Origin of the sequence: Nocardia sp. BMG51109, from assembly GCF_000526215.1 — a bacterium.
GTDB lineage: Bacteria > Actinomycetota > Actinomycetes > Mycobacteriales > Mycobacteriaceae > Nocardia.
This window is the reverse complement of sequence record NZ_JAFQ01000004.1, coordinates 2,822,576-2,836,593: the sequence shown is the minus strand read 5'-3', so window position 1 is coordinate 2,836,593 and position 14,018 is coordinate 2,822,576. Positions and strand designations below refer to the sequence as shown.

The 14,018-nt window shown below is 68.3% G+C and carries 13 protein-coding genes; 12 read left to right on the top strand and 1 reads right to left on the bottom strand.

The genetic code is table 11. The annotated features are described in order from the left end of the window. Positions 1–61 precede the first annotated feature (61 nt). From D892_RS0114305 to D892_RS0114285, 5 genes are all read left to right on the top strand, one after another. Positions 62–1,306 (top strand): extracellular solute-binding protein, encoded by a 1,245-nt coding sequence (locus D892_RS0114305; RefSeq protein WP_024801887.1) that lies wholly within the window; start codon positions 62–64, stop codon positions 1,304–1,306. Continuing rightward, positions 1,303–2,211: a carbohydrate ABC transporter permease gene (locus tag D892_RS0114300; protein WP_024801886.1), complete on the top strand. Its 909-nt coding sequence runs from the start codon at positions 1,303–1,305 to the stop codon at positions 2,209–2,211. Before D892_RS0114305 ends, D892_RS0114300 begins: the two co-directional genes overlap by 4 nt. Next, complete coding sequence (locus D892_RS0114295) at positions 2,208–3,107, top strand: carbohydrate ABC transporter permease (RefSeq protein ID WP_232236089.1); 900 nt, start codon at positions 2,208–2,210, stop codon at positions 3,105–3,107. The genes D892_RS0114300 and D892_RS0114295 overlap by 4 nt, the downstream gene beginning before the upstream one ends. Beyond that, complete coding sequence (locus tag D892_RS0114290) at positions 3,104–3,892, top strand: DeoR/GlpR family DNA-binding transcription regulator (RefSeq protein WP_024801884.1); 789 nt, start codon at positions 3,104–3,106, stop codon at positions 3,890–3,892. Before D892_RS0114295 ends, D892_RS0114290 begins: the two co-directional genes overlap by 4 nt. Before the next feature lie 69 nt (positions 3,893–3,961). Next, on the top strand, positions 3,962–4,405 hold the full coding sequence (locus D892_RS0114285; RefSeq protein ID WP_024801883.1) for a DUF4254 domain-containing protein: 444 nt from the start codon (positions 3,962–3,964) through the stop codon (positions 4,403–4,405). 210 nt (positions 4,406–4,615) lie between these two features. On the opposite strand, the gene D892_RS0114280 is transcribed toward D892_RS0114285, so the two are convergent. After that, positions 4,616–6,214, bottom strand: coding sequence for an ATP-dependent DNA ligase (locus D892_RS0114280; protein WP_024801882.1), 1,599 nt, complete (start codon positions 6,212–6,214; stop codon positions 4,616–4,618). A gap of 94 nt (positions 6,215–6,308) precedes the next feature. Here D892_RS0114280 and ramB point away from each other — a divergent pair, with 94 nt between their 5' ends. The 7 genes from ramB to D892_RS45170 all read left to right on the top strand — a co-directional run bounded on the left by ramB (position 6,309) and on the right by D892_RS45170 (position 13,822). Next, positions 6,309–7,718 (top strand): acetate metabolism transcriptional regulator RamB, encoded by a 1,410-nt coding sequence (ramB, locus tag D892_RS0114275; RefSeq protein ID WP_024801881.1) that lies wholly within the window; start codon positions 6,309–6,311, stop codon positions 7,716–7,718. Positions 7,719–7,960: 242 nt separating this feature from the next. Then, positions 7,961–9,238: an urea ABC transporter substrate-binding protein gene (gene urtA / locus D892_RS0114270; RefSeq protein WP_024801880.1), complete on the top strand. Its 1,278-nt coding sequence runs from the start codon at positions 7,961–7,963 to the stop codon at positions 9,236–9,238. Between the two features lie 101 nt (positions 9,239–9,339). Next, on the top strand, positions 9,340–10,224 hold the full coding sequence (urtB, locus tag D892_RS0114265) for an urea ABC transporter permease subunit UrtB (RefSeq protein ID WP_024801879.1): 885 nt from the start codon (positions 9,340–9,342) through the stop codon (positions 10,222–10,224). 71 nt (positions 10,225–10,295) lie between these two features. After that, positions 10,296–11,447, top strand: coding sequence for an urea ABC transporter permease subunit UrtC (gene urtC / locus D892_RS0114260; protein ID WP_024801878.1), 1,152 nt, complete (start codon positions 10,296–10,298; stop codon positions 11,445–11,447). After that, a complete protein-coding gene (gene urtD / locus D892_RS0114255) occupies positions 11,444–12,292 on the top strand; it encodes an urea ABC transporter ATP-binding protein UrtD (protein ID WP_024801877.1) in 849 nt (282 codons plus the stop codon). The genes urtC and urtD overlap by 4 nt, the downstream gene beginning before the upstream one ends. Continuing rightward, positions 12,276–12,968 carry an urea ABC transporter ATP-binding subunit UrtE gene (gene urtE / locus D892_RS0114250; RefSeq protein ID WP_024801876.1) on the top strand — a complete coding sequence of 231 codons (693 nt, stop codon included), beginning with the start codon at positions 12,276–12,278 and terminating at the stop codon, positions 12,966–12,968. The genes urtD and urtE overlap by 17 nt, the downstream gene beginning before the upstream one ends. A gap of 14 nt (positions 12,969–12,982) precedes the next feature. Next, on the top strand, positions 12,983–13,822 hold the full coding sequence (locus D892_RS45170) for a GntR family transcriptional regulator (protein ID WP_024801875.1): 840 nt from the start codon (positions 12,983–12,985) through the stop codon (positions 13,820–13,822). The last annotated feature ends 196 nt before the right edge of the window (positions 13,823–14,018 follow it).

Genomic DNA, 14,018 nt, shown 5'->3' with positions numbered 1-14,018 from the left:
TCGTCTCGCTTCCTCATCCGCGGTTCGGATCGCCGGGTGCGCACATGGAAAGGTTCTACTCGTGAAACGTCCACTCCGCGGCGCGTTCTCGTCGATAGCGTTACTCACCGGCCTGGCCCTGGCCGTCTCCTCCTGCGGGTTCGGCGGTAACAACGCCGACGACTCGGACCCGAACACCCTGTCCTTCCTGGCCCCGAGCTACAGCGACAACACCAAGTCGGAGTGGGACACCATCATCGCCGACTTCCAGCGCCAGAATCCGGATATCGAGGTAAAACTCCAGGTGGAGTCCTGGAACTCGATCAACGACGTGGTCCGCACCAAGTTGCAGTCCCCGTCGACCACCCCCGACATCCTCAACATCGACGCCTACTCCACCTTCGCCACCGACGGCCAGCTCTATCCGGCATCCGAGGTGGTCTCCCCCGGAGTGCTCGCCGACATCCAGCCCGGCTTCGCCCAGAACGCCTCGATCGGCGGAACCCAGTGGGCGCTACCGCTGTTCGCCTCGACCCGCACGCTGTTCTACAACAGCGACCTGTTCGCCAGGGCCGGCATCGCGGCGCCGCCGAAGACCTGGCCGGAGCTCACCGACGCCGCGACGAAGATCCAGGCGCTGGGCGGCGGGGTCTCCGGCTACGGCCTGCCGCTGGGCAGCGAGGAGGCGCAGGGCGAGACCTCGATCTGGACCTTCGGCGCGGGCGGGAACTGGTCCGAGGGCGACAAGGTCACCGTCGACACCCCGGCCAATACCGAGGGCGTGGCCGCGATGAAGTCGATCGCGGACGCCGGTGTGACACAGCCGAATCCGGGCGCCACCGACCGCAAGGACGTGATCAACGCCTTCATCCAGGGCAAGATCGGCATGATCGAGGGCCTGCCGCCGGTGATCGGCATGATCGCCCAGAAGAACCCGAATCTGAAGTACGCCACCGCACCCTCGCCCACCGAGACCGGCGATCCGGTGACCCTGGGCGTCGCCGACCATCTGATGGCGTTCAAGAAGGACGGCAAGAAGTCCGAGGCGATCAAGAAGTTCCTCGACTACTTCTACTCGGCCCCGGTCTATTCCACGTTCGTCGCCGCCGAGCACTTCATCCCGATCACGGCGAGCGGCACCCAGGCGATGGCCGAGGACCCGGTGGTGAAGGCCTTCTCCGCCACGCTGCCGGTGGCCAAGTTCTACCCGAGCAACAACCCCCAATGGGGTGCGGCACAGGGCGCCATCCGGCAACAGATGGGGACCGTCACGCAGGGCGCCGACCCGGCCGCGGTGCTCGGCAGGATCCAGCAGGCGGCGAATTGACCTCCGCCACCGGACGATCCGGGTCCCGATCCACGGCGGCGCTGCGCGCACTGCCGTGGATCGGCCCCGTGCTGGTGCTGATCGCGGGCGTGGTGGCGTTCCCGGCGGGCTACATGCTGTGGACCTCCACCCGCGCGCTGAGCGCCTACGGCCAGGACCGCGGCTCGGCCGGCCTGGAGAACTTCCGCACGCTGTTCGCCATCGATGAACTCGGCAGCGTGCTGCTGCACACCGTGCTCTGGGTGGTGGCGGTCGTGGTGATCACGCTGGTGCTCTCGGCGGGGCTGGCGCAGTTCCTGCACAAGGACTTTCCCGGCCGCACCGCGGTGCGGCTGGCGATCCTGGTGCCGTGGGCGGCCTCGGTGGTGATGACCACCTCGGTCTTCGCCTACATGCTCGATCCGGACGTCGGCCTCGTCAACCGGTTCCTGGTCGACATCGGCGTGCTGGACCGGGGTTTCGGCTTCACCAAGGAGGCGGGGCCGGCCTTCCTGGTGGCGATCGGGGTCGCGGTGTTCGTCTCGGTTCCGTTCACCACCTACACGATGCTGGCCGGGCTACAGGCGATTCCGTCCGAGATCTACGAGGCGGGCCGGGTCGACGGCGCCGGCGCCTGGCAGCGCTACCGGCATCTGACGCTGCCGCAGCTGCGCCCGGCGATCGCGGTCGCGACGGTCATCAACATCATCAACGTATTCAACTCGCTGCCCATCCTGCAGGTGCTGACCGGCAGCATCGCGGGTTTCTCCGCCGACACCACAACCACGTTGACGTTCAAGCTGATCCGGCAGAACCAGCAGGTCGCCACGGCGGCCGCGATGAGCGTGCTGAACTTCGCGCTGATCGCGATCATCATCGCCGTCTACGTGAAACTGATCCGCCCGGCCGGAGAGGAGGCCCGATGAGCGACACCGTAACCCGGTCAGCGAACACCGGACTTGCTGCCGCGCAGCATATTTCACCGGCCATGAAGGCCCGGAAACGCCGTCGCTGGGATCTCACGCTGGCCGGCATCGTGATCGCGGCGATCTTCCTGATCCCGTATCTGGTGATGGTGCTGGGCTCGCTGAAGCCGCGCTCGGAGATCCTGCGCATCCCGCCGACCTATCTGCCACAGGACTGGAGCCCGGACAACTACGCCACCATGTGGCACACCCCGGAGGCCCCGCTGCCGTTCAACATGATCAGCACCGCGGTGATCTCGGTGTGCGCGACGGCGCTGGTGCTGGTGGTGGCGATCCCGGCCGCGTATTACACGGCGCGGCGGCGCTTTCCGGGTAAGGCCGCGTTCCTGGGCCTGGTGCTGGTCACCCAGATGTTGCAGCCGACCGTGCTGGTGACCGGCCTGATCCGGGAGTTCTTCACGCTCGGCATCAACGACACGTGGCTGGCGATGATCCTGGTGAACGCCGCATTCAACCTGTCGTTCGCGGTCTGGATCATGCACAGCTTCTTCGCGTCGGTGCCGGTGGAGATCGAGGAGGCCGCGCAGCTCGACGGGCTGAGCCGGCTGCGGATCCTGACCAGGATCAGCCTGCCGCTGGTGTGGCCGGGCATCGTCACCGCCACCATCTTCGCGTTCGTCTCGTGCTGGAACGAATTCGCCGCGAGCCTGGTCATTCTGACCACGCCGGAGAACCAGCCGCTGTCGGTGGCCCTGACGAAATTCATCGGGCAGTACGACACGGCCTGGCAGTACGTCTTCGCCATCTCGACCGTCGGCGTCGTGCCGGTGGTCGTCCTGTTCGCACTCATCGAGAAGCGCTTGGTCGCGGGGCTGACCGCGGGAAGCGTGAAATGACTTCTGCGACAGACCGTTCCCAGCGCTGGAACCGGCTGCTGGAACTGCTGGCCGACGCCGGGCGGCTGTCGGTGGACGAGGCCGCCGCGCGGCTCGGCGTCTCGCCCGCCACCGCCCGCCGCGATTTCACCGCGCTGGCCGACCAGCAGCTGGCCACCCGCACGCACGGCGGCATCGTCGCCACCTCGGTGGCCTACCAACTGCCCGCCCGCTATCGCGGCGGCGACGAGGCCAAGCAGCGCGTCGCCGAATATGCGGCGGGACTGGTGAATCCGGACGAGGTGGTCGGGCTCAACGGCGGCACCACGACCACGGCCGTGGCACGCGCACTGGCCGGCCGGCCCGACCTTCCGGTCGGCGCCGACAATCGGCTGACCCTGGTCACCAACGCCCTGAACATCGCCGGCGAGATGGTCCTGCGCCCGCATCTGCGCACAATCTGCCTCGGCGGCATGGCCCGGCGCGAATCCTACGAGCTGCACGGGCCGCTGGCCGAGCGGGCGCTGGCCGAATTACGCTTGGACACCGTCGTTCTCGGCGTGGACGCGCTCTCGGCGGAGGGCGGCGCGCAGTGCCGCCATCTGGACGAGGCGGGCATCAACGCCGAAATGGCGCGGCGCGCCGGACGAGTCGTCGTCGTGGCCACCGCCGAGAAGCTGGAACGCACCGCCCTGGCCCGGATCTGCCCGATCGAGGACGTCGACATCCTCGTCATGGATACCGCCGCCGACGAGGCGGAGATCGCCACGATCCGCCAGGCCGGCGTGCGGGTCGAGCTGGTGTGAGCACAAGATCACAAACCGGCATCGAATGTCGTTGCCGATAAGAAACATTCGCCGTGCAGGATTACCGCCGTGGAATCGCTCCCACCGAAACACAGCCTGCTGGAGGCATGCCGCGGGACGGCGCACGACGACAACTTCGTGCTGCGCTGCGCCTGCCGCCTGGCCGAACTGCACGAACAACGGCTCGCCACGTCACCGACCGCCGCATCCGATATCGATCGCGATCGCGCCCGGCTCGTGCACGAGGTAGATCAGTGGGTCGCAACGCAATTACCCCGCGCGCACGCCGGCGCGCGGTTACATACCGAAACGGTGGGAACCGTGGTGGATCGGCTGGCGCAGTTCTCCGCGCTGACCTATCTGACGCTGACCGAGGCACCCGACGAGGTGGTCCGCGATGCCACGCGGCGCATGTCGGAGCTGGCGGTCGCCTACGACGATCTGGCCGGCGAGATCTCGGCCGGACTGTGCCGCCTGCCCGATCTCAGCGGATACCACTCCTACGAACACTGACTCCTGCGAACACCGGCGACCTGTGCACACCGGCTTCCTGTGGACACCGACGACCGACGCCGAACGGCGGCGCCGGCGAGGGGGCGGCGCCGCCGTGGCGGGGATGACCGGATCAGGGCAGCTGATCCGTGCCGGTCGAACCGACGAACCCCATCGTGCGCCCGCTGCCTCGAGATCCCCGTCCATTCGCCTGTGAATCGGCTGGGAGAACTACTCCGCGGCAGCGGATCCCGGCGGGAGCAGCGCGCGCACGGCGGCGATCGTGTCGGCCTGGGCAGGTTCCTTGTCGGGCCGGTAGCGGACCACCCGGGCGAAGCGCAGGGCGACCCCGCCCGGATAGCGGGAACTCACCTGCGCGCCGTCCAGCGCGATCTCGACCACCAGCTCCGGGTGCAGGAATACGGTGTGCTCGTCGCGGGTGCGCTCGTGCCGCGGGAATTCCGCTGTCTGCCAGTGCAACAGCGCATCGGTCAGGCCCTTGAACGTCTTGCCGACCATGATCGGTTCGCCGCCGTCGGGATCGAGCGCGCCCAGATGCAGATTCGACAGGTATCCGGTGCGGCGGCCGTACCCCCATTCCGCACCGAGCACGATCAGGTCCAGGGTGTGCGCGGGTTTGATCTTCTGCCAGGCCCGTCCGCGGCGCCCGGCGGCATAGGGCGCGGCCAGCGATTTGATCACGACACCCTCGTGCCCGGCCGCCAGCGCGGCGTCGAGGTAGTCCGCCGCCGCCTCGGCATCGGGCCGCAACAGCGCCGGAATGCTGTGCTCGCCCGCCACTTTCGCCAGTGCCGCGCGCCGCTCGGACAGCGGCGCGTCGAGCAGGTCGGCACCGTCCAGGTGCAGGCAGTCGAAGAAGTACGGATGCAGCAACAGCTCGCGGGTGGAGGCCGCCGCGGGCACGGCCTCGCCGAGTGCGGTGGCCGCGCTCGCCTCCGGATCGGTGCCGGGCGCGGGCGACAGGGCGAACCGGCTCATCGTCTCCTGGAAGGGGCGGGGACGCCCGGCATCGTTCAGCGCCAGGGTCTCACCGTCCAGAACCACGCTCTCGCAGTCCAATCCGGTCACCAGCTCCACCAGCTCGGGCACGTTCCCGGTGATGTCGCGCAGCGTGCGCGTGAAGACCCGCACCCGGGAACCGCTGCGGTGCACCTGGATCCGCGCGCCGTCGAGCTTGTGTTCGACGCTCACCTCGCCGCCGAACTCGGCGAACGCGTCGTCCAGCGTGGCGCCCGGCGACGCCAGCATGGGCTGGATCGGCCGGCCCACCTCCAGCCGGAACTCCGACAGCGCCGGGGCGCCGCCGGTCATCGCGGCCATCGCCGTCACGGGCAGCCGCCCGGACAGCATGTGGGCGCGGCGGACCAGCTCGACCGGCACCGCGGCGGCGACCGCCACCGCCTCGGCGACGATCGCGGCCAGGGCGCCCTGGCGGAGCTCACCGGTCAGCAGGCGCACCAGGAAGTCGCGTTCCGGCGCCGTCGCCGCGGACAGCAGGTCGACCAGCAGTGCGCGACGGCGGGCCGTCGACCCGGAACCGCCCGTATGCGCCAGATTGCCCAGGGTCTCGTCCACGGCCGTCACGGTCAGGCCCGGCTCGGCCGCCGGATCGACGGATACGGCGGTCAGCGTGCGCCAGCCGGTGCCGATCCGGCCCTGCAGCGGCTCACCCGACACCCACGCCACCACCGGCGCGAGCTCCGCGGGCCCGGCCCGGCTCAGCAGCTCCGCCAGCGTGGCAATCTTGGTCTTGCGCGACGAGGTCGCCCGGACGGCCTCCGACGCCTCGACGACTTGCGACAACAGCACGAATCCGACGGTAGCGCGAGGGCCCGACAGGGCATGGGCAGATTTTGCTAATCGGAGGTTTGCAGACCTGTTAAATCGGCCATAAACTGGACGAATGGCCAAAACTTACGTCGGAGCGCGGCTTCGTCAGCTGCGGACCGAACGAGGGCTGAGCCAGGTCTCGCTCGCCAAGAAGCTGGAGATCTCGGCGAGCTACCTCAACCAGATCGAACACGACGTGCGCCCGCTCACCGTCCAGGTGCTGATGCGGATCAGCGAGGAGTTCGGCGTCGACGCCGGCTTCTTCTCCTCCCAGGACGACACCCGGCTGATCGCCGAGCTGCGCGAGGTGGTGATGGACCAGGAGCTCGCCGTCGAGGCCGACGCCGAGGAGATCGCCGAGATGGTCTCGGCGCATCCGAGCCTGGCGCGGGCGATGGTGAACATGCACCGCCGCTACCGCAACACCACCGCGCAGCTGGCCGCCGCCACCGAGGACCGCTTCGCCGACGGCAGCGGCACCGGTTCCATCTCCCGCCCGCACGAGGAGGTGCGCGACTTCTTCTACCAGCGGCAGAACTACATCCACGAGGTCGACACCGCCGCCGAGGAACTCGCCAACCGGATGCGCTTCCACGGCGGCGATCTCAAGCGCGAGATCGCCCGGCGGCTCACCACCGCGCACGGGGTGCAGATCGTCGAGCGCATCGACCTCGGCGAGGGCGTGCTGCACCGCTTCGACCCCGAGGCGCGGCGGCTGGAGATCGCGCCGCACCTGTCCGGCGGGCAGCGGGTGTTCAAGCTCGCGGCCGAGCTGGCCTACCTGGAATGCGGCGACCTGATCGAAAAACTGGTCGAGGAGGGCAATTTCGCCTCCGAGGATTCGCGCACGCTCGCCCAGCTCGGGCTGGCCAACTACTTCGCCGCCGCCCTGGTGCTGCCGTACTCCTATTTCCACGAGGTCGCCGAGGATTTCCGGTACGACATCGAGCGGTTGTCGGCGTTCTTCACGCAGAGTTACGAGACCATCTGCCATCGCCTGTCGACGCTGCAGCGCCCGAAACTGCGCGGGGTGCCGTTCTCGTTCGTGCGCGTCGACCGGGCCGGCAACATGTCGAAACGGCAGTCCGCCACCGGCTTCCACTTCTCCTCCAGCGGCGGCACCTGCCCGCTGTGGAACGTCTACGAGACCTTCGCCTACCCGGGCCGGATCATGACCCAGATCGCCCAGATGCCCGACGGCCGCAAGTATCTGTGGATCGCGCGCACCGTCGAGCGGCGCGCCACTCGCTACGGCGAGCCCAGCAAGACCTTCGCCATCGGACTCGGCTGCGAGCTGCGGCATGCGGGCCGGGTCGTCTACGCCGACGGCCTGGATCTCAACGAGCCCAAGGCCACCCCGATCGGCGCGGGCTGCCGGGTGTGTGAGCGCACCAACTGCCCGCAGCGCGCCTTCCCGCCGCTGGGGAAGTCCCTCGACATCAGCGAACACCGCAGCTCCATTTCCCCGTACGTGCTGCGGTAAAGCATTCGGCCCGCGCCGTTCCGGCGGTCCCGGCACGGGGAAAGTTCACGTCACGGAAACGTCCGCAACAGGTCCGTCACCGAGAAATATTCGGGCGCAACACTTCGCGCTTACTCTTCGGCGCACGGATACAACCGCTGTATACAACGCCGGTGTCCCGCAAGGGATTCGGCGAGTTCAGCGCGCGATCCGGTGCGGCTTCCGCGCCGCCGAACACCTGATGAGCAAGAAGGGTCCGCCCCATGTCAGATTCTCGTGACACCCGTCGCGCCCGCCCCCATCCGCTACTGAAAATGGTCGCCGCGCCGAGCGCACTGGCGCTGTCGGCGCTGCTCCTGTCCGGCTGCGGCGCGCGCGACGACGCCGACTCCGGTTCTGCCGCGGCCTCGTGCGTGGACACTTCGAAGGACAGCATCAAGATCGGTTCGCTGCACTCGCTCACCGGCACCATGGCGATCAGCGAGGTCACCGTCGCCAATTCCACCAAGCTGGCGGTCGACCAGATCAATGCCGCCGGCGGGGTCATGGGTAAGCAGATCCGGATCGTCGCCGAGGACGGCGCCTCCGATCCGAAGACGTTCGCGGAGAAGGCCGAGAAACTCGTCAGCTCCGACTGTGTCGCAGCGGTTTTCGGCGGCTGGACCTCGGCCAGTCGCAAGGCGATGAAACCGAAGTTCGAGACGCTGAACTCGCTGCTGTTCTATCCGGTGCAATACGAGGGCCTGGAGGACAGCAAGAACATCTTCTACACCGGCGCCACCACCAATCAGCAGATCGTCCCCGCGCTGGACTATCTGAAGCAGAAGGGCGTCACGTCGCTGTATCTGGTCGGCAGCGACTACGTGTTCCCGCAGACCGCCAACCGCGAGATCAAGGCGTACGCGGCGGCGAACGGTATCGAGATCAAGGGTGAGGACTACGCCCCGCTCGGCTCCACCGATTTCTCCACAATCGTCAACAAGGTGCGGAATGCCAAGGCGGGGGCGGTTTTCAACACCCTCAACGGCGATTCGAACGTGGCCTTCTTCCGCGAATACGCCAACGCCGGGCTGAAAGCCGCCGAGATGCCGGTGATCTCGGTGTCGATCGCCGAGGAGGAGGTCACCGGCATCGGCCCGCAGAACATCGCCGGGCAGCTCACCGCGTGGAACTACTACCAGACCGTGGACAGCCCGCAGAACAAGGCGTTCGTCGACGCCTACAAGGCCGGCTACGGCGCGGGCAAGCCCACCTCCGATCCGATGGAGGCCGCCTACACCTCGGTATTCCTGTGGAAGAACATGGTGGAGAAGGCGAAATCGTTCGCCGTGCCCGATATCCAGAACGCCGCCGACGGCGTCACCTTCGATGCGCCCGAGGGCACCGTGACCGTCGACGGAGCCAACCATCACATCACCAAGACGGCGCGGATCGGCGAGATCCACCCGGACGGACTGATCTACACGGTGTGGGATTCCGGCAAGCCGATTCCGCCGGATCCGTATCTGAAGTCCTACGAATGGGCCGCCGGCCTCAAGTAGCCGCTTGCCATCGATGAGGGGAGGTGCGGTCCCGTCCTGGTGCCGGGAGGACGGGACCGCACCGTTCGATCGAATTCGAGGGGATATCGGAGGTGATATCGATGGAAGTCGCGGTCGGACAATTGTTCACCGGGCTGAGCCTGGGATCCATTCTGCTGCTGGCGGCGCTGGGCCTGTCGCTGACCTTCGGTCAGATGGGCGTGATCAACATGGCGCACGGCGAGTTCATCATGGCGGGTTGTTATACGACCTTCGTCGTGCAGCAGGTCGTGCACGCCACCGGCGTCGCGCTGATCGTCTCGCTGTTCGCCGGTTTCCTGGTCGGCGGGCTGCTCGGCGCGGCGCTGGAAATGGGGCTGATCCGCTGGATGTACGACCGGCCGCTGGACACCCTGCTGGTGACCTTCGGCGTCGGCCTGATCCTGCAACAGCTGGCGCGCAACATCTTCGGCGCACCCGCCAAGAACGTCGTCGTCCCGGAATGGCTGTCCGGCGGCCTCACCCTCGCCGGAACCGTGGTACCCAAGACCCGCCTCTTCATTCTGGTACTCGCCGTCGTCGCGGTCGCCGTGCTGGCCGTCGCGCTGAAGACGACACCGCTGGGGCGGCGCATCCGGGCCGTCGTGCAGAACCGCGACCTCGCCGAGACCAGCGGAATATCCAGCCGGACAACCGATATCGGCACCTTCTTCATCGGGTCCGGGCTGGCCGCGGTCGCCGGTGTCGCGCTCACCCTGATCGGTTCGACCAGCCCGACCATCGGGCAGAGCTATCTCGTCGACGCCTTCCTGGTCGTCGTCATCGGCGGGCTCGGGCAGATCAGGGGCACGGTGCTCGCGGCCTTCGCACTGGGACTGCTGAATTCGTTCATCGAGTACTCGACCACGGCGTCGGTGGCCAAGGTGATCGTCTTCGTGCTGATCGTCGTATTCCTCCAGGTGCGTCCCCAGGGGTTGTTCACCGTCCGGACAAGGAGCCTGGCATGAGCGGTCAGGGCCCGGAGGAGGCAGCTCGCGTCACCACGCAGGGCACCCGCTCAGGCCGAAACAAGCACAGCATGAGCGGTCAGGGCCCGCTACGGACCCTCGCCGGTTTCGCCTCGGCGGCCATCCTGCTGTTCGCCGTCGCGCCGGCGGTGCTGAGCGATTTCCGGCTCGGGTTGCTCGCCAAGTTCCTGTGCTTCGCCATCGTGGCCGTCGGGATCGGATTGGCCTGGGGCAGAGGCGGAATGCTCACCCTCGGCCAGGGCGTGTTCTTCGGTATCGGCGCCTATATCATGGCCATGCACATGCAACTGGCCGACGCGGCGCGGTTGCGGCAGGACGTCCCGGAGTTCATGCAGATCGCGGGCATCGCCGAACTGCCTTCCTACTGGCGGCCTTTCGCGTCCGCTCCGGTGGCGCTGCTGGCCATCCTGGTGCTGCCCGGCCTGCTCGCCGCACTGCTGGGTTTCGGGGTCTTCAAGCGCCGGGTCAAGGGCGCGTACTTCGCGATCCTGTCCCAGGCCCTGACGGCGGCGCTGGCGATCCTCCTCACCGGCCAGCAGACCATGGGCGGGTTCACCGGGCTCAGCGACTTCCGCGCCTTCTTCGGCTTCCGGCTCGACGATCCGGTGAACCGGCGGATGCTGTTCTTCCTCGCGGCCGGGGCATTGCTGCTGGTGGTCGCGGTGGCGCGGCAGCTGATGCGCAGCCGCTACGGCGAACTGCTGGTGGCGGTGCGCGATCAGGAGGAACGGGTGCGCTTCCTCGGCTACGATCCCGCCAATATCAAGATCGTCGCGTACGTGGTGGCGGCCTTCTTCGCCGGGATCGCGGGTGCGCTGTTCACGCCGATCGTGGGCATCATCTCGCCGGCCGACATCGGCGTGGTGCCGTCGATCGTATTCCTGATCGGCGTCGCGATCGGCGGCCGCAGCACGTTGCTGGGCCCGGTGCTCGGAGCGATCGGGGTGGCGTGGGCCCAGACCACGTTCTCCGAGCACTTCCCGTCCGCCTGGACGTACCTGCAGGGCGTGCTGTTCATCGTGGTCGTCGGATTCATCCCCGCCGGGCTGGCGGGCCTGTGGCCGCTCCTCCGGGGTGCGGTGGATCGGTTCCGGCGCCCGGCCCGGCCGGAGTCGGCACCCGAGCGAGCGGCCTCGTCCGTGGAGGCGGCTTCCTCCGAAGCGACAGGGCCCCGGACGGAAACGACGGTGGAGACACGATGACCGGCGATCACCTCGACGGCGCCGAGTCCGCAGCGGGCGGGCCGAAGTTCGGCGGCACGGCGGGCATGGGCGGCGAATACCTCGAAATCCGGGGCCTCTCCGTGAATTTCGACGGATTTCAGGCCGTGACCGGCGTCGACCTGACGGTCCTGCAGGGTGACCTGCGGTTCCTCATCGGCCCGAACGGCGCCGGGAAGACCACGCTGATCGACGCGATCACCGGCCTGACCCCCGCCACCGGGTCGGCCCGGAAATCGGGGACGGAACTGCTGGGCCGCAAGGTGCACCGGATCGCGCGCCTCGGCGTCGGCCGCACCTTCCAGACCGCCAGCGTCTTCGAACAGCTCACGGTGCTACAGAACCTCGATATCGCGGCCGGCTCCGGTCGCTCTGCGCGCACCCTGCTGCGGCGGCGCGGATCGGTGACCCCGGCCATCGAGTCCGCCTTGGCGACAACCGGTCTCACCGACCTGCGCGACGAGCCGGCCGGCGTGCTCGCGCACGGGCAGAAACAGTGGCTGGAGATCGGCATGCTGCTGGTACAGAACGCCTCGGTGCTGCTACTGGACGAGCCGGTGGCCGGGATGAGCGCGGAGGAACGGGACGAAACCGGGAAGCTGTTGCGCCGCATCGGTTCCGACCGTGTCGTCATCGTCGTCGAGCACGATATGGACTTCATGCGGGCGTATGCCTCGTCGGTCACCGTGCTGGCCGGCGGCCGGGTGCTCAGCGAGGGCACGGTCGAGCAGGTGCAGGCCGATCCGAAGGTGCAGGAGGTCTACCTGGGCACCGCCGCCGCCGTCGAAACCTATGCCGAGGAGGCAGCCGATGCTCGAACTCGTTGACATCCGTGCCGGTTACGGCCGCACCGAGGTGATCCACGGTGTGTCGCTGTCGGTCCCGGACGACGGTGTCGCGGCCGTCATGGGCCACAACGGCGCCGGTAAGACGACCCTGCTGCGGGCCGCGGTCGGGCTGCTCCCGGTGAAATCGGGACAGATCCGCTTCGACGGCGAGCCGATCACCAAGCTGTCGCCGTCGCGGCGGGTGCGGCGCGGGATCGCCTATGTTCCGCAGGGGCAGCAGTGTTTTCCACAGCTGACCGCGAAGGAGAACCTGCAAGTGGTGGCCGGCGGTCGGGCGGGCGGCAAGGCGTCGATCGACGAAGCGCTGCAACTGTTTCCGGCGCTGCGCGACCTGCTCGACCGCAAGGCCGGACTGCTGTCCGGCGGCCAGCGCCAGCAACTGGCCATCGCGCGGGCCTTGCTCACCGAGCCGACGCTGCTGATTCTCGACGAACCCACCGAGGGCATTCAGCCGTCGGTAGTGGCCGAGATCGAGCACACCATCATGGAACTCACCCGCCGCGGTGGTCTGAGCGTGCTGCTGGTGGAGCAGCATATCGGCTTCGCGCTGCAGGCCGCCGAGCGTTACTGCGTGCTGCAGTCCGGCCGGGTCGCCGCCGAGGGCGCCGGCGGCGCGGGCGCGGCCACCTCCGTCCGCGCGGCGATGGCGATCTGACCGGGACGCACGAGATGACGCGCCGGGGGCGTATCTCATTGAGCGAGCGGGTGTATCGCGCGCTACGCGACGACCTGGCCGCGGGCGCCGTGGATCCCACCGTCCGCCTCGGCGAGGAGCGCCTCGCCGGAGCCTACGGCGTCTCCCGCACGCCGGTGCGGGAAGCGCTGGCGCGCTTGCTCGCCGACGGCCTGGTGGAACGCCACGAGGACGGGCTGTATCCCTACCGCCCCCGGCTGGACGAGCTGGGGGACCTGTACGAGCTGCGAATAGTACTGGAAGCGCGGGGAATCCGGCGGGTCCGGTTCGCCGCGCAGCACGGCATTCCCTCCGATGTCCCGGCCTACGGCGAAATCACCCACCTCGGATATCCGGCCGCGGACCCCGAAAACGCCGCGACCGGTACCGGTTCGCAGCCCACCACCGCATCGACCGGCCCGCTCGCCCCGAGCCCGCAGGCCCTCGTCCACGATCAGCTCGTGGTGCGTCGGGAACTGTCCCTCTGGCGGGCGTTCCGGAACGAACCACCCGCCCCGACACCGGACGTCATCACCGCCGACGAACAGTTCCACACCAATCTGCTACTGGCAGCGGGTAATTCGTCCCTGTCCGACGCACTCACCGCCGTGCACGCCAAGGTCCGCCCGATTCGCTCGCTGGACATTCCGACCCCCGAACGCATCGTCCGAATGACCTCCGGCCACATCGCCATCGCCGAGCAGATCCTGGCGGGCGAGCTGGACCTGGCGCTGAGCACTCTGCTCGCCCATATCCTCGAATCCCGCACACACGTCCTGGTCCGCGCCCGCCAGGCCCTGGAGCTCACCAAACTCGGCCAGGCCCTGCGGGAATGACTGCCGCGCACGATCATCCGCGCGCGGCCTCCGGCGTGGGCCGGGCATCGCCGTCCCACGGACCGCGCGCCATGGCACGAACCGGATGTGAGCGTCGCGGTCCGAGCGTCACGAGGGGCAGGCCGTGCCTCGCCATGACACGGCCCGAGCGTAGCCGCGGCACGGGCCCGCACCGGTGACGAACACGGCTGTACAT